A 20,021-nucleotide genomic window follows, 5' to 3' on the forward strand; every position below is an offset into this window, starting at 1 on the left:
CACTCAAGCTTGGGCGTGCGGACGGCGCTTGGTTAAACGGCGTATCATCACGTAAAAGACTGGCGTGAGGAATATCCCCACGAGCGTGACGAACAGCATACCGCCAAACACTGGCGTGCCGAGCGCCTGACGCATTTCCCAACCGGCGCCGGTTGCGACCATGAGCGGGACAACGCCCAGAATGAACGCAAAAGACGTCATCAGGATCGGCCGTAAGCGCAGGCGTGAGGCTTCACTTGCGGCCAGATATGTATCAACGCCCGCATCCTCCTGTTGCTTGGCGAATTCCACGATGAGAATCGCATTCTTCGCCGCCAGTCCGATCAACACCACAAAGCCAACTTGGTTCAGGATGTTGTTATCCATGCCTCGCAAGTAAAGCAGCCAGATGGCGCCAAACAAACACAGTGGAACGATGATGATAACCGCCAGCGGCAGTGACCAATTTTCATACTGGGCCACCAAAACAAAGAACACAAACAGCACGGCCAGCGGGAAAATATACAGGGAGGAATTGCCCACCTGCTTTTCCTGATAAGCCAAATCCGTCCACTCAAAGCTCATGCCCGGCGGCAGGATTTCATCAGCCAAACGCTCCATCGTCGCCAAAGATTCACCCGTGCTATAGCCAGGTGCGCTCACGCCCTGCAGTTCCGCCGCTGGATACAGATTATAGCGCACCACGCGGTCCGGGCCAGCCACAGACTTGACATTCACCACCGATCCGAGCGGCACCATGTCCCCGTTCGCATTGCGCGTTTTCAGGCGCGCAATGTCTTCCTTTTCATCGCGGAATTGGGCATCCGCCTGAGCGGTCAGTCGGTAGGTGCGCCCAAACATATTCACGTCGTTGACAAACAAGGAACCCAGAAAGACCTGCAGCGTCTCAAACACGTTGTCCAGCGGAACGTCGAGCATCTTGGCTTTCTCCCGGTCGATGTCGACATAGAGCTGCGGCACGTTGGCGCGGAATGGCGTGAAGACTTGCGTCAATCCTGGCTCCTGATTCGCAGCCATCATGAGCTGCATGGTAGCGTCTTGAAGCGCCGAGTAACCGAGACCTGCCCGATCCTGGATCTCCATTTTCCAACCACCACCATTGCCAATACCGCGCACTGAAGGCGGAGGAATCACAATCACGAATGCATCGCGAATGTCCGCCAAGCTCGCCCGGAGTCGACCAAGAATCGCATTACCACTCAGCTCTGGATCTGTGCGCTCATCAAACGGATCATAAGCCACAAAGATCGCAGCTGCATTGGTCGCGTTGGCAAAAGTTGCACCGTTAAACCCGGCAAAAGCCACGGCATTGCTGATGCCATCAATCTCCAATGCCCGAGCAGCGACTTCCTGAACGAGCGCATCAGTGCGATCCAACGACGCGCCATCGGGCAGTTGCAGCACGACAATGCCATACCCCTGGTCAGTCGGTGGCACAAACCCGCCGGGCACCAGCCTGAAGCCCCAGGCTGTCAGCGCCAGTAAGCCGGCAAAAATCATTGTTGCAATGAAGCCCATTCGCACGAATCGCTTGACCACTGCAGAGTAGCCATTGGTGAAGCGCGAGAAGACCCAATTAAAGCCCTTGAAAAACCAGCCAAAGCAGAAGTCAATCACCCGCTGTACGAAATCGGGCTTAGCTCCATGAGGCCGGAGCAATACAACACCCAGCGCCGGACTCAAGGTCAGTGACACGAAGCCCGAAATCGCAACGGAAAATGCAATCGTCAGCGCGAACTGCCGGTAAAACTGTCCGGTGATGCCTGGCAAAAATGCGGTTGGGATAAAGATAGCCGCCATCACCAAAGTGGCGGAAATCAGCGGCCCGGTAATCTCCGTCATCGCAGTGCGCGCCGCCTCGCGGTTGGACAAGCCCTGATCCAAATTGCGCTCAATATTTTCCACCACCACAATGGCGTCGTCCACCACAATGCCAATTGCCAGCACCAGCCCGAACAACGTCAGATTGTTAATCGAAAAATCAAAAGCCGCCATCGCCGCAAAAGTCCCGATCAGCGATACCGGAATAGCGGTCAATGGGATGAGCGATGCGCGCCATGACTGCAGGAAAACAATAATCACCACGACCACAAGAATGATGGCTTCAACAATGGTGTGGAACACCGCGTCAATCGACTCACTGATGAACACGGTTGGGTCGTAAATGATGTCGTAGGCCAACCCCGGAGGAAAGGCCTTCTCCAGCTCATGCATCTGGGCGCGAATCTCCTGCGCTGTCGCCAGAGCATTTGAACCAGGACGCTGCTGGATGGGCATGGCGACCGCAGGCGTAGTGCCCATGTAGTTGTTCACGTTGTAGTCGACTGCGCCTAATTCCACTCGCGCCACATCGCGCAGGTAGACAATCGTGCCGCCGGGGTCCCGCTTGACGACCACCTCTTCAAATTGCTCCACCTCATTAATGCGCCCCAGCGTGCTGACGTTGAGCTGATAATCACCGGCGGACCTCATCGGCTGCTGACCGATAATCCCCGCAGCTACCTGCACATTCTGCTCGCGCAATGCGCCCACCACATCACCCGCAGTAATGCTCAGGTTCGCCATGCGCTCGGGGTCGAGCCAGACACGCATGCTGTATTCGCGGGAGCCAAAAGTACGCACTGCCCCCACCCCATCGATGCGGCGCAGGGATTCACGCACCTGGCGGATCGCGTAATTACTCACGTATTCCTGATCCAAAGAGTTGTCCGGCGAATACATCTGCACGACCAACAGCAAGTCAGGCACACTTTTTTCAACGGTCACGCCGATCTGTCGGGTCTGGTCAGGCAATCTCGGCTCAGCAACTGCGACACGGTTTTGCACCAGCACCTGCGCAGTGTCCAGTTCCGTGCCGAGTTTAAAGGTAATGGTAATCTGCACCGTGCCGTCAGCCGTACTCGACGAGGCCATGTAGAGCATGTTTTCAACACCGTTAATTTCCTGCTCCAATGGCGCGGAAACAGTATCAGCCAAAATCTCAGGCGTGGCGCCGGGCAAGCTGGCCCGCACCACAATTGTCGGCGGCGAAACCTCCGGAAACTGAGCCATCGGCAGGCTGAAATAAGTCAAACCACCGATGATGATGATGACGAGCGACAGCACCACGGCAAAGCGTGGCCGGTCAATGAAGTAATGTGAAATATTCATAGCGACAGATAGTCGTAAATTATTCAGCAGCAGCGCGTGGCGTCACCGGCATCCCTGGCTGCAGAAACTGCAAGCCCGATACGGCGATACGCTCACCAGGCTCCAACCCGGAGCGTATAATGCGCTTTTTCTCGTGCAGAGGCCCCACCTGGACAGTGCGACGCTGCACCACGTTATCCGGCCCAACGACCCAAACATATTTCAGTTCCTGATCGGTCAACACCGCTAAATCGGGCGCCAACAAACGCTCTGCTTCCTTCGAAGCAGGTGTGCGCACACGGGCAAACATGCCAGGCGTCAGGAAGCCATCCGGATTCTGAATCAGCCCGCGAAGACGCATGGTGGCAGTATTAGTGTCGAGTTGATTGTTCTTAAAATTAATAACTCCAGAGTGCCCGAACGTGTCTTCGTCAGATAGCTGGATCTCCACTGGAAGACTGTTCTTATCGCCGCGTCCCGGAAGCTCGCCCGATTGAATCCGACGCAATCCTTCGAGGTAGGTTCGCTCGTCGATATCGAAGTAGACATAGATGGGGTTCTGCGGCACGATCGTAGTCAAGAGCGTCGCATCGGCACTCCCGCCTTGCACCAGATTTCCCTCGGTCAGCCCGTAGCGCCCGGCGATGCCGCTGATAGGAGCGGTGATCTTCGTGAACTCCAAATCCAGCTGAGCCCGGTCGACCTCGGCTTGCGCAGCGAGTTCATCTGCCTCCGCCTGTAGCGCCTCACTGTTGCGGATGTCCAATTGCTCGCGGGAAATGGCGTTGGACTTGATGAGATCTTCCGCGCGCTTTTTATTGGCGTCGGCCAGGGTTTTCGCGGCCTGCGCCTGCGCTAATCGAGCCTTGGCGGAGTTAACTTCAGCCTCGAACGGCCTCGGGTCGATTTCAAATAGCAGGTCGCCTTTCTGGACTTCCTGTCCTTCTTCGAAATTAACCGATTGCAGGTAACCGCTCACGCGAGCACGGATCTCGACCTGCTCAACGGCTTCCAACCGCCCCGTGAAGATGGCCCATTCCGTAAGTGTTTCCAACGTAGGCTCCACCACGTTAATATCCAAAGGCGGATGCTCGGCTGCGGCCGGAGCCTGCTCTTTGCAACCTGCCCCAAACAGCGCCAAGGCAAGTGATGTTGTGTAAAATAGCTTCTGTGCTTTCATGTCAGATAGGAGTCAAATTTTGTGTGTTTACCAACTGCCGCCGATGGCTCGAACCAGGAGCACGGCATTTTCGTATTCTGCGCCAATGGCGACCGCCAACCTACGCTGACTTTCAAGCGCGGTCCGCTCGGAGTCCAAGGCGGTGATGAAATCAATGAGTCCGCCGTCGTACTGCTGGGCGGAAATATTTTGGGCGCGGATTGCAGCGTCACTGGAACGCGCCTCTGCCTCACGCTCCTGCTTCAGCCATCTCCACGAGTCGACAGCGTCCTCTACTTCAGCGAAAGCCGTCAACACAGTCTCCTCGTAATCCGCAACTTGCTGGGCATATGCCAGCTTGGATTCGTCTAGATTAGCCCGCAGGCGGCCCCCTTCGAAAAGCGGTAGCGAAACCTGTGGAGAAATTGCCCAAAAGCCTGCGCTCGATTTCATCCACTGCGCGGCGTCCAAGGCAGATAGCCCGATGTCGCCAGCAATGACGAAACGTGGATAAAAATTGGCCGTAGCAACGCCTATGCGCGCATTGGCTGCCTGCAGCAATCGCTCGCTCTGCCGGATGTCTGGACGCCGCAACAACAGCTCGGATGGCACCCCGGCTGGAATATCAGGCGGCGTCCCCTCCAGTGGCTTAGCCGACACTTCGAATTCGGAAGCAGGCTGCCCCGTTAATACAGAAAGCGCATTGATTAAAATGGCCTGCTGACGCTTCAAACGAGCGTAATCGGCCCGGGTGCCCGCCAACAAAGATTCCGCCTGGGCGACGTCCAAATCACTCACGGCTCCGCCCTCAAAACGCTTGGTAACCACCTCTAGCGACTTTTCCCGCGTGCCCAAACTTTCTTCCACGTAAACAAGCTCCGCCTCGGTCGCACAGATTTGAAAATACGTAATCGCAACCTGCGTCTCGATGTAAAGTTGCAAGTCGGCCAAAGCTTCCCGTTCAGCGTCGGCATCTGCCGACGCCGCTTCAACCAAGCGCCGGACGCGACCAAACAAGTCCAATTCCATTGAGGCGGCAGCACCAACGTTGTAAACATTTTGAGTCGTATCGCCGCCTTGTAGCAGGGTTTCTTCGCTCAAACGCTCTCGCGTGTAACTCGCCTCCGCGCCGACCTGTGGCAGCCCTTCTGCTTTTTCCCGGCGGATCAATGTTTCCGCCCGCAGCCAACGATTATAGGCTGCCCGCAAGGAGCGATTTTCCGCTGCGGCCTGGGTGATTAGCTCGTTGAGCGCTGCGTCGTTAAAGACAAGCCACCACTGCCCGGCCTCAGGCATCGCCAAGGGGGCGCCCCCCTGGTCCTGCAAGCCAGAATACCCTGCAGGCGCAGCAAATTCGGGAGCCTGATAATCAGGCCCGACCGTGCACCCAGTGGCAAAAATTCCCAACGCTCCCCCTAGCAGCAGCAACGAGGTTTTCGATTGCAATAAATCAAACATCTGTTTTAATAGATGACTAGTTAGTCAACAAAACGAGTATTTCAAGCAAACGAATGAAAAAAAGATAACTTTTTACGCAGTTGGCGCATTTACCCCAAGAATGCGCAGGTAACTGCCCTTGAGGTCCTTCATTACTTCTGGGTCATTGGTAATGCGCGCACGGGAATACATCCCCTCAAAGCAACTGTAAATACAGTTGGCAAGCCCCTCGATATCGTCTGTTTCGATCAACCCTTCGCTAGCGGCGTCACGCACCGCTGTAGTAAAATAGCGCATGTGCATCTCCATGAAACCGTTGATCGCATCACGCAATTCCTGATCCACATTGCACATTTCCTGGCCAACCGTAAAAATGCAGCACGCCAAGCATTTACCGTGCTTTTCTTTGATTTCCCTAGTGCGCTGGAGCTTGAAATCGGCGTGGTCGATTAGTCGCTGAACCCCATTCTTACTAGGTGAAAAAATCGAATCCAACACCGAACGTATATTCTCCTCCCAGTAGGCATTGAGCGCATCCAAAGTCAGCTCAGTCTTCGATTTGTAGAAGTAGTAAAAGCTGCCTTTTTTCACATCAGCATGCTGGCATATCTGATCGATCGTCACCATCCCGTACGAACGTTCCCACATTAAATCAATAATGGCTTCAATGAGTCGCGTTTTGGCGTTACTGGATCGTCCCATAAGGGTATAAGATACTTGACTATTTAGTAAAGTAAAGCCCGCCGAGTAATTTGGGTGCAAAAGTAGAATTTACGAAAACAGGCATTATCCAGGTGAATTCTTAGACCAGAGCACAAGCATTAGTCACTCCTTAATGTTCGGATAATCGCCACCTCTACCACCAATGCCTCATCTCCAGCAGAATTAAGCGGAATTCAATGAAAAAAAGAATGGCATGACAGGAGGAAACTCCAAGCCGCCACATAGCCCATAAGCCACTGATAACAATTACCTTACACAAAAAAAGACAATCCTCAAACTTTACGTTAACGCCCTTAGCATGCTGAAGCAGGTCAGCAGACCCGTAAGACGGGCTGGCTTGCCTCCATGCGGACATTGTTTCGCAGTTTAACGGCAAAACCATTTAGCAGTGGCCAGTCGACAAGCACATCACATCCGCCTGCATCCATCCACGAAATTAAATTCGATCAAATAGCGCAATCAACAGCCTAAACTACTCCTGCTTGGTCGTCAGCGAGAGCTTGGCAGCTTGATACAGCTCCAGCTCCTCCGGCAGAAGATCGTTTACTTGAAGCCCTTGCATAAATTTTTGCGCGATGTCGGTATCTCCCTGAGCCTTCGCAATGAGCATCCCCAAAAGGCGGCAACTAGGCACTTGATAAAACTTCGGGTCCAGACGCGCGTAAAATTTCTCTGCCTCATCTGTCTTACCCTGTTGGTATAAACAAAAGGCCAATGCCGAATTGAGCGCATTGGGCCCCCCTTGATCCAGCATTGTCTTCAATTTTTCTATATCCTTCTCGTTGGGTCCCTGCAAAAGCGCCTGCAAATAGACACGGTTATTCACCATGGAAATATTGGCGGGTTCAAAACGCAGTGCTAGATTCGTGAGCTCCAGCATCTTCTGGGTATTACCATTTTTCTCCAAAAACAACAGGGCGCTCGGAATTAGCCTAAGCTTATCATCGGAACTGGAATATGTCTCGATTGCAGCCACCGTAGCCTCTTCCGCCTCCTGACTCCAGCCCTGCTGAAGCGCCAATGCCCCCAGTGCCTCAAGCGCCTCGGCATCTTCCTGGGCTGTGGCCAGCTCAAAGGCTGCCAGCCAAGGCTCTGATGGCTCCAACTGCCTTGGCGCCATGCTGGCCGAGGCATAAGCCAGCAGCATTGATCGGCTGACCTCATCCATTGGCAAATCACTATCTGCGGTCAGGTAACGAACGCACTCCGGGTCGCGCCCCATCGTCGCGAGCAAGTCCATATTCCAATCACCACCCTGCATGACGTTCTGTCCGTTTGAACTGTGTAAATAGGCCCCAAGCGCTTCATAGGCCTGCTGCCCAATCAACCACTGGACAAGGAGTTCAGGCTCATCTTTTCCTTCACGTTTGACGGCGTCTCGTATCACGCCAACTCGCATCAAAGGCTGCATGATGATTCGTTGTGAATCAGCCAACAAACGCTTCGTTGCGGTGCTGGAACGCGGATCGCTTAGCTGGCGAATCAGCCATTCACGATCACTGTCAAACATCGGCAAATCGGGGGTCGTCGCCAGCAGGACAAGAGCCTCGAAACTCAAAGGATCCTGTAAACTGGCCACTTGGCGCAAGCTAGCCTTAGCCTGGATTCGAGCCGCGCGGTTATCGCTGTCGAGTAAGATCTGAGCACGCAAAAAATGCCCCTCCGCACTGTTCGGATTCATCGTCGTTAGGCTGTCAATGCTCCTCAGCGCCCGATCAAAGTCTTTGCGACTGATCGCTATTTTGGCCATGAGCAGTTGGAAATCCGGGTCCGCAGACATCGACTCCTCCATTCGCTTACTGAGAGCATACGCAGGCTCAAACTGCTCAGCATCAACCAGATACTCCAGCATACCCATGCTAATTTGCGGGTAGTCTCGGACGTCTTCTTCCAGCAACAACGCCATGACCTCCCGGTTCGCCCGCTCCGGGTCCATCAATACGAGCGCGCGCAGGCGCAACTTCTGCGCCCGTTGGCGATCTGGACCAAACGCAATCAGGCGATCAGCATAAGGAATGACTTCCCGGTAGTTGCGCTCGCTCATGAGGCGATCGGCGCGAAAAAACGAAAAAGCCTGCCAGAGCCAATACCCTCCCCCCAACAGTGTCACCAAAAGTAGCAAAGCCAACACTTGCGGCAACCAACGTACGAATATGGATCGATCTGAATCGGATGACATACCAAACCGTTAAACAATCTTAAGGCAACGCAAAGAATAAAAAGCGCCGGAATCAGCTCGCGCCCCTTACCTAGTTGAATAATGTAAACTCCGGCTCTCCTAAAAATACTGATGAATTCCAACTTTGCATGCCCAATCTGCGGCGCCTCGGTCAAAGCGAATGCGCTCTCCTGCCCCGAGTGTGGGGCAGATGAACGCACCGGGCTCTATCGGACAGACAACGCCAGTGAATCCATTTACGACGGCTTGGATCTACCCGAAGACGACACCTTTGATTATGATGAGTTTGCCGAACGGGAATTCGGCACAGCCCGCCCAAAATCCGGCAAGGAAATCATCATCAAAATTACCGCAGTGATTCTAATCCTTATCTTTGCGGCGATTTTCGTCTTCTGGCCGTGAGCTCGTTCATCGCGAGGCGCATCAAACCAAGCCCGGAATCTTCGACTTGAGTCGCTTGAGGTCAGCCGGCGTAAATTCCTTCCCTTCCAAGACGAGAATCAGCGCCTTCAAATCTGCGTTATCGAGCTCGTAGCGAGCCTTGGGCGCTGCTTTGGCCATGTCTGAAATACGCGTCTTGGCAGAGCGGAAATTGAGCGGCTTTTTCGGCTTCTTTTCCTTGAGCTCTTTTTCCGCCTTTGCCGCGGCCTCGTCTTCTTCGCCCGCCGGGGCCTTGATCAGCTTTTGGCAAGCGGCCTTCGCGCGGTTCCAACTCGTTTCGCCGTCAGACAGCATTTGATGAATCTTGGGCGGCATGACGGGCGCATAGCGGAGGATTTCCTCCACCCAAGCCGTACTGCGATCAAGGAATTCGGCAATGCGATCCGTGGACCAGTTAACGTTGTTCAAGTAGATCACTGTATCGAAGTAGTCCGTGATCTTCGTGTCCACTCGGTCGGCGTTGAGCTTAAGGTTCAGCGCACGCATTTCATCAGCAGACCCCGCCACTACGCGCACGTCTACGCGGTCGAAATAGCCCGGGTTTTGCTCACGAATCTTGTAAATCGCATTGATGCGATGAAAACCGCCGATGAGGTAAAACTCACCAGGTGATTTCTCCCACACCACCAGCGGTTCCAACAAGCCGTTGGCCAGGATGTCCTTGGAGTAGTGATCCACCTTGGACAGGTTCAGGTTGCGGTGGTTGACCACCGTCGGGTGCATCTGGATCTTGTTAATGCCCAGATAATCGAAGCGTTTTGTCGTAATCATGGTTAGTAGCGGTAGCGAACAGACACCCAACTGATGCCGTTTCACCGATGAGGAAACAGCAGATTTCTTGCCCGTGCGAACTTAAAGTTCCTCCCGGCGAACATGATTTCACCCAAATTTTGTCTGCACATGACGAGGGCTTCTCAAAAGTTGCTCGATTGGCGCCCCGGGGGGGGGGTAAAACCGCCGCAAATAGATTTCAAAGAACACTGCCCTACCCGCCCGCTCGCCGGGACGAGGCGCAGGTGGGGCGCAGGCGGCTCAGGGGCTGCCTACCGGAGCGGCGGATAACTCCGTTGCTCACACGTCGACGCGGCGCTGACCAGGCTGGCATAGGGCGTCGTGCAAAGAGTGGGTCGGACAAAACTGGGCGTCGCGAGGCTGGTTGCTGTCACCAAGTCAGCCTCCGAATAAGCCCGCTTGTCCGTCACGCAATGCACGTGGCCCGAATGGCCCCGCATGGCGTCGACTAGGATACCTCAGCCAACGTGCCGTTGGATCCAGAGTTTGCCGCAATGCGGCAAAGGCGAAATTGATGGGAGTGTGGTGCATGGAATGGGGGGAATGTGGGTAAGGTTTGTAGGGTGAGTAATGTGGGTAAGGTTCTGGGGAGGTGCATTGGCCGTAGCATAGGCGTCCCGCCTGTGCCCTACTCCATCTAACTGCGCACAGGCGGGACGCCTATGCTACGTCTGAGAGGCAACGCCGAATGGGGAAATAAGGTGATCAATAACACACTATCCATACAGCACCTGATCACAACCTAAAAGTGAACGCACGAGCATTTTATTAGTGAGTAGCTTTCACTATTAACTCGCACTGGTAATCAACGACTTACACAGGCGAAAACGGCGATTCCAACCATCTCCTGAGCCTGTAAGCAGCAAGAATCGCCGATTCAACTCCTTGCAAAAGCACACATCCCCTCTCGCCTTTCACGGCCTCTGCGCTCTCCGCGTCCTCTGCGCTCTCTACAGTTTCCCCACACACATGATGAGCTTCAGGCAGAAAACGACTTGAAACCTGCCCGCAGATTCTTTCAGTTAGCGGGTTTAGCCATTTTCAAATAAACCCAACGCATAAATAACCATGAGCACAACCGCGCCCGAAACCCACGAATTCCAGGCCGAAGTCAAGCAGGTGCTGGATATCGTCATCCATTCCCTCTACACCGACAAGGAAATCTTCATCCGCGAGTTGGTGTCCAACGCTTCTGACGCGCTGGAAAAACTGCGTCACACCCAGCTGACCGAGAAGACCATCCACGACGACAGCCTCGCGCTGGAAATCAACATCACCTCCGACGAAGAAGCCGGCACGATCACGATCCAGGACCACGGCATCGGCATGACCCGCGATGACCTCGTCGAAAACCTCGGCACCATCGCCCACTCTGGCACCAAGGCATTCCTCAACGCCGTCAAGGAATCCGGCGGCGCCAACGAAGCGCTGATCGGCCAGTTCGGCGTCGGCTTCTACTCCGTCTTCATGTGCGCCGACGAGGTGAAAGTCTACACCCGCAACTGGCAGAGCGACGGCGCCGGCTGGTGCTGGACGAGCGAAGGCGCTGGTAGCTACACCATTGAAGAAGCTGAAGGCCTCAACCGCGGCACCAAGATCGTCATCAAGCTCAAGGAAGACGCCAAGGAGTTCGCCACGGACTACCGCGTGAAGAGCATCGTCGAGCGCTACTCGGCCTACGTCGATTTCCCAATCAACCTGAACGGCGAAAAGGTCAACACCCAGCAGGCCATCTGGCTCAAGGACAAGTCCGAGATTACCGAAGAGGACTACAAGGAGTTCTATAAGTATCAGGCCAAGGCTTTCGACGAGCCGCTCGACTGGATGCACTTCCAGGCCGACGCCCCGCTCGACATCCACACCCTGCTCTACATCCCCGGCTCCAATCCGGAAATGCCCGGCTTTGGCCGCATCGAGCCCGGCGTCGCCCTGCATTGCCGCAAGGTGCTGATCGACCCGCAGCCGAAGAAGCTCCTGCCCGAGTGGCTACGCTTTATCAAGGGCGTCGTCGACTCCGCCGACCTGCCGCTCAACATTTCCCGCGAGTCCATGCAGGACAGCGCGCTGCTCAACAAGATCGGCACGGTCATCACCAAGCGCCTCCTTAAGCACCTTGAGAAGATTGCCAAGAAGGACGCCGAAAAGTATGAGAAGTTCTGGCAGCAGTTTGGCTTCTTCATGAAGGAAGGCGCCATCAGCGACTTCACTTACCGCGAGCAAACCTCCGAGCTCCTGCGCTTTGAGTCCTCCATGCTCGAAAAGGGCAAGCTGACTTCGTTCGCCGAATACCTCGACCGCGCCAAGGACGGTCAAAAGGAAATTTACTACCTGATCGGGCCGAGCCGCGCGGCGCTCGAAAGCGGTCCGTATTTGGAAGCGTTCAAGGCCCGCGGTCTGGAAGTGCTCTTCCTCTACGAGCCAATCGACGAATACTTGATGACCAATCTCCGCGAATACAAGGAGAAGCAGCTCAAGTCCGCCGACGCCGACGATCTCGAGCTAGAAGACGCCGAAGTCGAAGGCGAGCCGCTGCCCGAAGATCAGGTCAACGCCCTCTGCGAGTGGCTCAAGACTTCCCTCGGCGAAGAGCGCGTCAAGAAGGTTGCCGCCGGCAAGCGCTTGGTCGACAGCCCCATCGTCGCCACCAACGCCGACGCCATGATGTCCGCCCAAATGCGCCAGATGATGCGCGCCATGGGCCGTAATGACGAGATGCCCGATGATCAGGTTTCCGTGAACTTGGAAATCAACCCGCGCCACGGCCTCATCAAGCACCTGTCCGCGCTCAGCCAGTCCAACGAAGACACCGCAAAGCTCATCGCCGAGCAGCTCCTGGACAACGCGCTGATCAGCGCCGGTCTGCTCGACGACCCGCGCAGCATGATCAACCGCCTCAACGCCATCCTTGAAAAGGTGGCCAAGTAAGCAGCGCAGCTTAGCGATTCCTTTCAACGGGGGCGGTCCAGTCGGGCCGTCCCTTTTTTGTGCATAGCGGCTGACAGAAGCAGCGCTAATTGATTTTATAAAATTCAGATTGGAATACAGGGACTAAGTACTGTATCTAATCTAGGAAATGCTTCGGGTGCTGCTACTGCTTCCCTGCGCCCTGGGCGCTCAGTCGGTAAATTATCTTTACGATGCGACGTTGCTCGATCCCAACCCGATCGAGCAAGGTTGGGGCAGCAGCGAAGTCACGGCGCCAGGCGCGGATGCAGCCCCCGTCGATGGACTCATCGACGCGCCCGCCAATGTCGGCCCGATCAATGACGCGCAAGGCGCCTCCTGGCAGATCGTTGACCAACTATCGGCAACCAGCCTGGACTCGCCCGCGTATCCCATCACCTTCGAGCCGGGGCAGTTCGAGGCCCTCTACGATCACGGCTGGGAATACGAGTTCACCGTCAAGGCCGTGCAGGAAACCGACTTTTCTGGCTTCACCGGCTGGGGGCTCACCGCCGCCAACGACCCCGGCTGGGGCTTCTCCGGCAGCTCGGCGCGCGTTGGGTTTTTCTTTGGCGTGAACGACAACAACAGCTTCTGGGTCAGCATCAACAGTGGCACGAAGCACTACGTCCTCGAGTCGGGTGACGACTTCCACACCGTCCGCGCAATCGGCGCGCCCGAGTCGACGGAGTTTGAGTGGTTCATCGACGGCGTCAGTCAGGGCATTGGCAACCTGGAAAGCATCGGTGCGCACGAGGGCCTCATTTTTCAGGCGGGCTCCTCTCCCCGCATTGGCGGCGCGGCGAACTGGAAAAAAGTCTCCCTGCAAAGCCTGGATGCGGAAACCGTTTACCCCACCACGCCGATCACGGGGACGGTGCTCTTTGGCGGCGACGAAGATTATTTCAACGAAAACGGCGTCGAAGGCCTGCTGACATTGTCCCCCGCCACGAGCGAGGGTGTGGTCATCGAAGAAGCTTACAGCGACTCGGGCTATTACCGCCTGAATATCCTCGGGGTGAACGACGTAAGCTCCGGCGCGCTGCTGACCAGCGTCGCGCAAAACGGCCGATTTCAGACGGTGCCCAGCGGGAGTGATTTTGCGACGAATTCCATCCTGCCGCTCGCGAGCCTTGAGCGCTACGCCATCGTTACGAGCCGCACCAGTGATTTTGAGGAGTACAATATCGACGCCGCCTTTGGCTGGTTTCCCTACAGCGCCTACCTCGCGGGCGTAGCCAGCGGCGTGGGCGCCAATCCTCCCCTCACGCAGCTCACCGCATCGGCTGGCATCGAACTGGGCGAAGAAGTGACCGCCACCGGAACCGGCGTCGCGGTCGTCGATTTGACCAGCCTCGGCGCCAGCTCGGCTGACGGCATCCTGCTGGCCTCGGCGGCGGAGAGCGATGACAACATCGCCCTCGTCACGGCGGAAGCCAACGGCACGTTCACCGTTCACGTGCGCCAGAATAATTCATCAGCTCTGGAGCAAGGCGCGTTCTCTTTCGTCTACCTGCCCTTTGCCGACGCCGGTGCGCCGGACCAAACCCTGACCGCGCTCGGTCGCGTACGCAGTGATGGCGCGGCCCCGGAATCCGGCGGTAACTTCGTCATCACCAAGCATAGCGTCGGCCGCTGGTTGCTCGCGATTCCCGGGCAGACGAACGACACCGGCGCCCTGCTCGTGACGCCGGCTGGCAGCGGGCCAGACAACGCCGACAACATCGTCACCTACGAATGGGACGACAGCCAGGGCGGATGGTTCATCGAATGCCGCGACGGAGACTTTGCCAACTTCGGCCTCGACGATGGCGCCACCGACGACGAGGTGATGTTTAACTTTGCCTTCTTCGCACTGGAGCCGCCTACCCCTGTTGAGCTGCCGCCGATGCTAGACCATCAGGCCGCGCGGGAACTGCGCGCCAACTCCGACAGCCTGATCGGCAACGGCATCGATACGGCCAGCGGCGCACTCGTGCGCGGCGTTGAACTGCTGCGGATCGAAGGCGTGCGCCCCATCACGTTTGAGATCGAATACAACTCGCTTCTGACGAGCTTCGACGGGCCCGTCGGCCCAAGCTGGAGCCATAATTATCAGGCGCGCCTTTACGGAACCAACGGCGGAGAGATCACCGTTTTTTGGAACCAGCACCGCTACTCGCGCTTCGAGTATTTGGACGAGCCGGAGCACGGCCTCACCTACCGCGGGCTCGATGAGGACGTCCGCTACGCGAGCCTTGTCGCGCGCACGCCCGACAGCGAATACCCGGACTCCTTCTGGATCCTGGCCACGCCCGAAGGCGAGGCGTATCACTTCGGCGTGGACGGGCGGCTCGTGCTGATGGAGAACGTCATCGGCCAGCCAATCGAGCTTACCTACAACGACGCCGATCAACTCACCCAGCTGACCGATCCCTTCACCGAAGCCTACATCAGCATCGGCTACAATGAGGATGGCCGCATCTCGATGGTGTCCGATGAGCTGGGCCGCCAAGTTCTTCTGACTTACAACGCCGCGGGCAATTTAATCACCCTGCCCGCCGCCGTAATGCGCGAAGCCATCAGTTGGGGCGAGCCGTTTGTCGCGATGCCGATTCCGGATAACAACCCCGCTGGTATTAGCGTGCCGATCGACGTCACTGAAGGCGGCTACGTGAGCGGCCTGACGTTTGACGCGCTGGAAATCCAGCACAGCGATCCCGAGCAGTTGGAGGCTTACCTGACCACGCCAAGCGGCAGGGAAATTTCTCTCCCGCTCACCGTGATGCCGCCCGACACGATCAACCTGGCAGGCCTGTCCTTCACGCAAATGCCCGAAGAGGATCGCATGGGCGAATGGACCCTGCACATCGTCGACAACGAGCCCACGCTCACGGGAACGCTTCATGCCTACGAGCTGTCGTTCTACAGCTCGCGCCGCGCGGTCACTTATATTTACGACAGCGAGAACCGCATCACCCAAGCCATCGACACGGTGGGTGATCAGCTCTTTGCAGCAGACTACGACGCGCAAGGCCGCATCGTTCGCCAAGCAGATGGTCGGCCTGAAACGCCGGACGCGACCGTGGCCTACAACGCCATTTCCGACAGCATTGAGACGGTTTACACCGACCCGCTGGGCAACAACTGGCGCTTTGTCCACGACGCGGAGCACCATATCTTGTCGGTGGAGAATCCGCTCGGCGGAACGGGCTCGTTTACCTACGACGAAAACGGCAACCGCCTGACCCTCACGGATGCGCTCGATCGCACCACGACCTTTACCTACACCGAGCGCGGCGACATCGCCACAATGGAAGACCCGCTGGGCAACACCACCACGTTTACCTACGGCGACGCGCACGACCTGTTATCGATCACCGACGCACTCGAACGCACCACAACGTTTACGCGCGAGCAAGGCCGTCTGCGGACCGTTACCGACGCGCTGGATTATAGCCAGTCCCGCGACTACTACGCCAACGGGCAGGTATCGAGCTACACCAGTCCCGATGGCGCCACGGTGCATTACGGACTCGACAGCAAAGAGCGCGTCAACACCGCGACCAACCCGCGAAATGGCGAAGTCGGTCTACCGGATTCCGAGCAAGAGGCCAGCTACGATCTAGCCGGGCGTACGATCTCGCAGATCGATTACGGCGGCAACGTCACCACAACCGTTTACACACCGACCGATGAAGTGCGTTCGCAAACGGACCCCGACCTCAACACCTCGCGCAATGATTACGATTACCGCGGCCACCTCATGCGCAGCATCGATAAGCTAAACGCAACCACCACTTACACTTACGATGGCAATGGCAACATCCTGACCGCCACCAACGCCATCGGCGAAGTCACCACCTTTGACTACGACCACGACGACCGCCTGACCAGCATCACCAATGCGCGCGGCTCGACCGTGAGCTACGAATACGATGCGCTGGGCCGCTTGACAAACACCACGGACCCGCTGGGCCGCACCGACGAGGTCGTCTACGATGCCGTGGACAACATCATTGCGCGCTACGATCCATCCGGCACGCGCATGCTGCTCATCGAATACGATGCGCGCGACTTGCCCGTCCGCATGGAGGACGCGCTGGGCCACGTGATCACTGCGGAGTACGACGCCGTCATGCGGAAGGTCAGCTCAACGGATGAGCTTGGCCGCACGACCACGTTTGAATACGACGCGCTCGACCGCCTCATTTCCGTGACCGATCCCGAGGGCCGCACCAGCGCCAACACCTACGCGCGCGACGACATGCTCGACACGTTCACCCAACCCGGCGCGTCAACGCATTACACCATCGTCTATGATAATGGGAACAACCCGATCTTCATTGTCGACCCCTTGAACGGCACAGAGGATTTTGCCTTCAACACGCGTAACCTGCTCACGCAGGACAACAAGGATTCCGGGCGCGAAGTCGTTTTCGATTACGACGATGTGGGCCGCCTGTTAACGTCCACGCCAGACAGCCCAACGGCCAACGACTACCCCCGCAGTTACACCTACGATGCCGACAACAAACTGCTCGAAGTGAGCGCCGAAATCGATGGCGTTGACACGCTCCGCACCAAGCGCACCTACGACGCCATTGGCCGCATCGCCACCTACACCAGCTACCGCATTGAAGGCGGCGCTACCATCGGCGAGACGCTTATTTATGGTTACGATGAAGCAGGGAATCTGTCGCGTTTGATTTACCCCGATGGCGCGGACGTTCGCTACGAATACGACGCCGCCGACCGCCTCGTAAAAGTCATCGACTGGGTCGACCGCGAGACGCTCATCACCTGGGACAATCAAGACCGCATCGCGCGCATTGATTTCCCCAACGGCGCTCAGCGCAACATCCGCTACGACGCAGCGGGCAATGTCATTTACCGCGAAGACCTCGCCAGCGACAGCTCGATCATCATTGCCTACGCGTATAGCTATGACGCCGCCGGGCGGCTGCAATCGGAGCACGCCACGCCGGAAGTTTCCACCCTCGCCCCAACCGAGGCGACCTACAGCTATGACGAGCGTAACTGGATGACGCAGTTCAACGGCAACAGCGTGTCATCCGATCCCTACGGCTACCTGCAAAACGCTAGCACGCCGACGCTGAACAACGTGCAGTTCAACAACCGCGGCCGCTTGATCAGAACGCAGGGTTACGCGTTTATCAACGACGAGGAAGATCGCCTCAACGGCTGGCAACCGTTTGGCAGCGCCGAATCGCAGCGCACGAATTTCTTCATCAACCCCGAGGCAGGCATGAGCCAAGTGCTGCTGCAAACGGGCCCCAGCCAATCCAAGCGCTACGTTTATGGCGTCGGTCTTTTCTACGAAGAAGACGCGACCACGGGCGAAATCAAGGTGCTGCATTACGACAACCGCGGCAGCACCGTGGCCATCAGCAACGACAGCGGAGAGCTCGTTGGCCAGATCGCGTATTCGCCCTACGGCGAGATCACCGAGCGCATGGGCGACACCGACACGCTCTTTTTGTACAACGGCATGTTCGGCGTGATGACCTCGCCCGATGGCCTTAACTACATGCGCTTCCGTTGGTATTCGCCCAAGCTGCGCCGCTTCATCAGCCAGGACGCGCACTATGGCTCGATCCGCGATTTAAACACGCTCAACCGCTACGCTTACGCGGGCGGAAATCCGGTGATGATGGTCGACCCTGAAGGCGAATTCTGGTGGATTGCCGGAGGCGCGGCAGCAGGCGCAGCGGTCGGCCTGACCGTTACCTTTGTCGTCGATTTGGTGGACGACGGGCAGATCAATACACCCGGCGAACAATACGCAGCCGCCGCCATCGGCGGTGCGGTGACCGGCGCGATTCTTTCAACCGGCGTCGGCCTGACCGGGGGCGCGGGATTTGCGGTGGCGGCCTTGGCCGGAGGCGCCGGAGCGGCGGCCGAGAACTTGTCCCACGCCGGGCTGACCGGCACGAAAGTCGACGGCAAACAGCTCGCCATTGAGACCATCACCGGCGCTGTGCTGGGCGCCGCCAGCCATGGCGCGGGTAAGGTGGTCAGCAAGGCCGGATCGAAGTTTTACGCCAAGAGTTTCGGCAGCACGAATCGCTTCATCAAGTTCGCCAGCTCCCTAGCACGCCCGGACAAAGTCTCGCGCCGCCTCGCCGTCAGCAGCTACAGCAACCTCGTGAAACGCAGCGCCAAGAAGGAAGTCATCCAAGGCGCGCTGAGCGTTTTCAAGAAACTGCCCGGCGGTTTGTATCAAGGTTTTCAAAGCGCGAACAGCATCTCCGGCGAACCAACATCGATCACTCAGGATGGCGGGCAACGCGGCGCGGGCGTCTTCAACATTCGCAGCGAAGCCCTCGGCGAAGTCAGCATGAATCAGTCGCGCCAATACGGCGAATACATTCACTACAATTTCTTCCTGGAAGCCGTGCAGTTGACCAGCCAGCCCGTGCCCAACCACCCGACCCACACGTTATCCGGTTTTTAACATGCGCTTCCGTCTCACAGTTTTGATCAGCCTTTTTTGCATCGCCCAAATCGCGCACGCGGTAACGCATGTTTACGACGATGCCAACCGACTAACGCAGACCATTCGCGAAGACGGCAGCGCCACGCTTTACGTTTACGACGATGCGAACAACCTCCTTTCGGTGACGAATATCAACGTGCCCAGCGCGCCGCAGAACTTCTCCGCCACACTCGCCAGCACCACGTCGGCAACGCTGATTTGGGAAGATACTTCGGACAGCGAAACGGGCTACTACATCGAGCGACGCAACGCCCGTAACTACGAGTGGGCGCTGATCGCGGCGCTTCCAGCGAACACCACGACCTACACCGACTCGCCACTCGACCCGCTCGAGACCTACGTCTACCGCGTCTATGCTGTTGGCGCGGCGCAAGGCAGCACGCCAATCCAGTCCGCCTATTCCGCGGAAGCCGTCGCCGCCGGCGCCGAAAGTGAAGTCTTTACGATCCGATCCTTCCGCAAAACCGGCGACCGACTGGAGCTGAGCTTCAACGCGCAGGCTGACACGACTTATTACTTACTATCCAACTTTACATTGGAGGAGGAATCTTGGTTTTTGGCGAACTTCTCGCTGACGCCATTTGGCGAATCCGACAGCAGCAACATCAGCGGCGTCAGCGGCCCGGTAGTCATCTATGTTGATATGCCCGAGGGCAGCCAGCAGTTTTATCGGCTGATAAGATAAAAGACATATAGCACTATCCCAAACCACATTAGGT

General features: G+C 56.9%; 10 protein-coding genes. 4 read left to right on the forward strand and 6 right to left on the reverse strand.

Annotation, left to right across the window (positions count from 1 at the left end; translation table 11 throughout):
• Nucleotides 1–3 precede the first annotated feature (3 nt).
• From RBB63_RS15250 to RBB63_RS15270, 5 genes are all read right to left on the reverse strand, one after another.
• Nucleotides 4–3,150 (reverse strand): efflux RND transporter permease subunit, encoded by a 3,147-nt coding sequence (locus RBB63_RS15250; RefSeq protein ID WP_309385829.1) that lies wholly within the window; start codon nucleotides 3,148–3,150, stop codon nucleotides 4–6.
• A 19-nt stretch (nucleotides 3,151–3,169) separates the two neighbouring features.
• Nucleotides 3,170–4,309, reverse strand: coding sequence for an efflux RND transporter periplasmic adaptor subunit (locus RBB63_RS15255; RefSeq protein ID WP_309385830.1), 1,140 nt, complete (start codon nucleotides 4,307–4,309; stop codon nucleotides 3,170–3,172).
• 27 nt (nucleotides 4,310–4,336) lie between these two features.
• Nucleotides 4,337–5,746 (reverse strand): efflux transporter outer membrane subunit, encoded by a 1,410-nt coding sequence (locus RBB63_RS15260; RefSeq protein ID WP_309385831.1) that lies wholly within the window; start codon nucleotides 5,744–5,746, stop codon nucleotides 4,337–4,339.
• Nucleotides 5,747–5,818: 72 nt separating this feature from the next.
• A complete protein-coding gene (locus tag RBB63_RS15265; RefSeq protein ID WP_309385832.1) occupies nucleotides 5,819–6,427 on the reverse strand; it encodes a TetR/AcrR family transcriptional regulator in 609 nt (202 codons plus the stop codon).
• Nucleotides 6,428–6,920: 493 nt separating this feature from the next.
• Nucleotides 6,921–8,492 (reverse strand): tetratricopeptide repeat protein, encoded by a 1,572-nt coding sequence (locus RBB63_RS15270; RefSeq protein ID WP_309385833.1) that lies wholly within the window; start codon nucleotides 8,490–8,492, stop codon nucleotides 6,921–6,923.
• Between the two features lie 246 nt (nucleotides 8,493–8,738).
• Here RBB63_RS15270 and RBB63_RS15275 point away from each other — a divergent pair, with 246 nt between their 5' ends.
• Nucleotides 8,739–9,029, forward strand: a complete 291-nt coding sequence (locus RBB63_RS15275) for a hypothetical protein (protein ID WP_309385834.1) — start codon at nucleotides 8,739–8,741, stop codon at nucleotides 9,027–9,029.
• Between the two features lie 21 nt (nucleotides 9,030–9,050).
• On the opposite strand, the gene RBB63_RS15280 is transcribed toward RBB63_RS15275, so the two are convergent.
• Nucleotides 9,051–9,839 (reverse strand): ParB N-terminal domain-containing protein, encoded by a 789-nt coding sequence (locus RBB63_RS15280; RefSeq protein WP_309385835.1) that lies wholly within the window; start codon nucleotides 9,837–9,839, stop codon nucleotides 9,051–9,053.
• Nucleotides 9,840–10,928: 1,089 nt separating this feature from the next.
• Here RBB63_RS15280 and htpG point away from each other — a divergent pair.
• The 3 genes from htpG to RBB63_RS15295 all read left to right on the forward strand — a co-directional run bounded on the left by htpG (nucleotide 10,929) and on the right by RBB63_RS15295 (nucleotide 19,987).
• On the forward strand, nucleotides 10,929–12,785 hold the full coding sequence (gene htpG, locus RBB63_RS15285; protein WP_309385836.1) for a molecular chaperone HtpG: 1,857 nt from the start codon (nucleotides 10,929–10,931) through the stop codon (nucleotides 12,783–12,785).
• A gap of 148 nt (nucleotides 12,786–12,933) precedes the next feature.
• The gene (locus RBB63_RS15290) at nucleotides 12,934–19,260 is read left to right on the forward strand and encodes an RHS repeat-associated core domain-containing protein (protein WP_309385837.1); all 6,327 of its coding nucleotides are present in this window, start codon (nucleotides 12,934–12,936) and stop codon (nucleotides 19,258–19,260) included.
• 1 nt (nucleotide 19,261) lies between these two features.
• Nucleotides 19,262–19,987, forward strand: coding sequence for a fibronectin type III domain-containing protein (locus RBB63_RS15295; RefSeq protein WP_309385838.1), 726 nt, complete (start codon nucleotides 19,262–19,264; stop codon nucleotides 19,985–19,987).
• Nucleotides 19,988–20,021: the final 34 nt, after the last annotated feature.

This window comes from Cerasicoccus frondis (assembly GCA_031296915.1).
Taxonomy (GTDB): domain Bacteria; phylum Verrucomicrobiota; class Verrucomicrobiia; order Opitutales; family Cerasicoccaceae; genus Cerasicoccus; species Cerasicoccus frondis.

Bases quoted from the DNA above. Each gene is read 5' to 3' on its own strand.
- RBB63_RS15250 (WP_309385829.1), bottom strand. From the start codon at position 3,150: ATGAATATTTCACATTACTTCATTGACCGGCCACGCTTTGCCGTGGTG.
- RBB63_RS15255 (WP_309385830.1), bottom strand. From the start codon at position 4,309: ATGAAAGCACAGAAGCTATTTTACACAACATCACTTGCCTTGGCGCTG.
- RBB63_RS15260 (WP_309385831.1), bottom strand. From the start codon at position 5,746: ATGTTTGATTTATTGCAATCGAAAACCTCGTTGCTGCTGCTAGGGGGA.
- RBB63_RS15265 (WP_309385832.1), bottom strand. From the start codon at position 6,427: ATGGGACGATCCAGTAACGCCAAAACGCGACTCATTGAAGCCATTATT.
- RBB63_RS15270 (WP_309385833.1), bottom strand. From the start codon at position 8,492: ATGAGCGAGCGCAACTACCGGGAAGTCATTCCTTATGCTGATCGCCTG.
- RBB63_RS15275 (WP_309385834.1), top strand. From the start codon at position 8,739: ATGAATTCCAACTTTGCATGCCCAATCTGCGGCGCCTCGGTCAAAGCG.
- RBB63_RS15280 (WP_309385835.1), bottom strand. From the start codon at position 9,839: ATGATTACGACAAAACGCTTCGATTATCTGGGCATTAACAAGATCCAG.
- htpG (WP_309385836.1), top strand. From the start codon at position 10,929: ATGAGCACAACCGCGCCCGAAACCCACGAATTCCAGGCCGAAGTCAAG.
- RBB63_RS15290 (WP_309385837.1), top strand. From the start codon at position 12,934: ATGCTTCGGGTGCTGCTACTGCTTCCCTGCGCCCTGGGCGCTCAGTCG.
- RBB63_RS15295 (WP_309385838.1), top strand. From the start codon at position 19,262: ATGCGCTTCCGTCTCACAGTTTTGATCAGCCTTTTTTGCATCGCCCAA.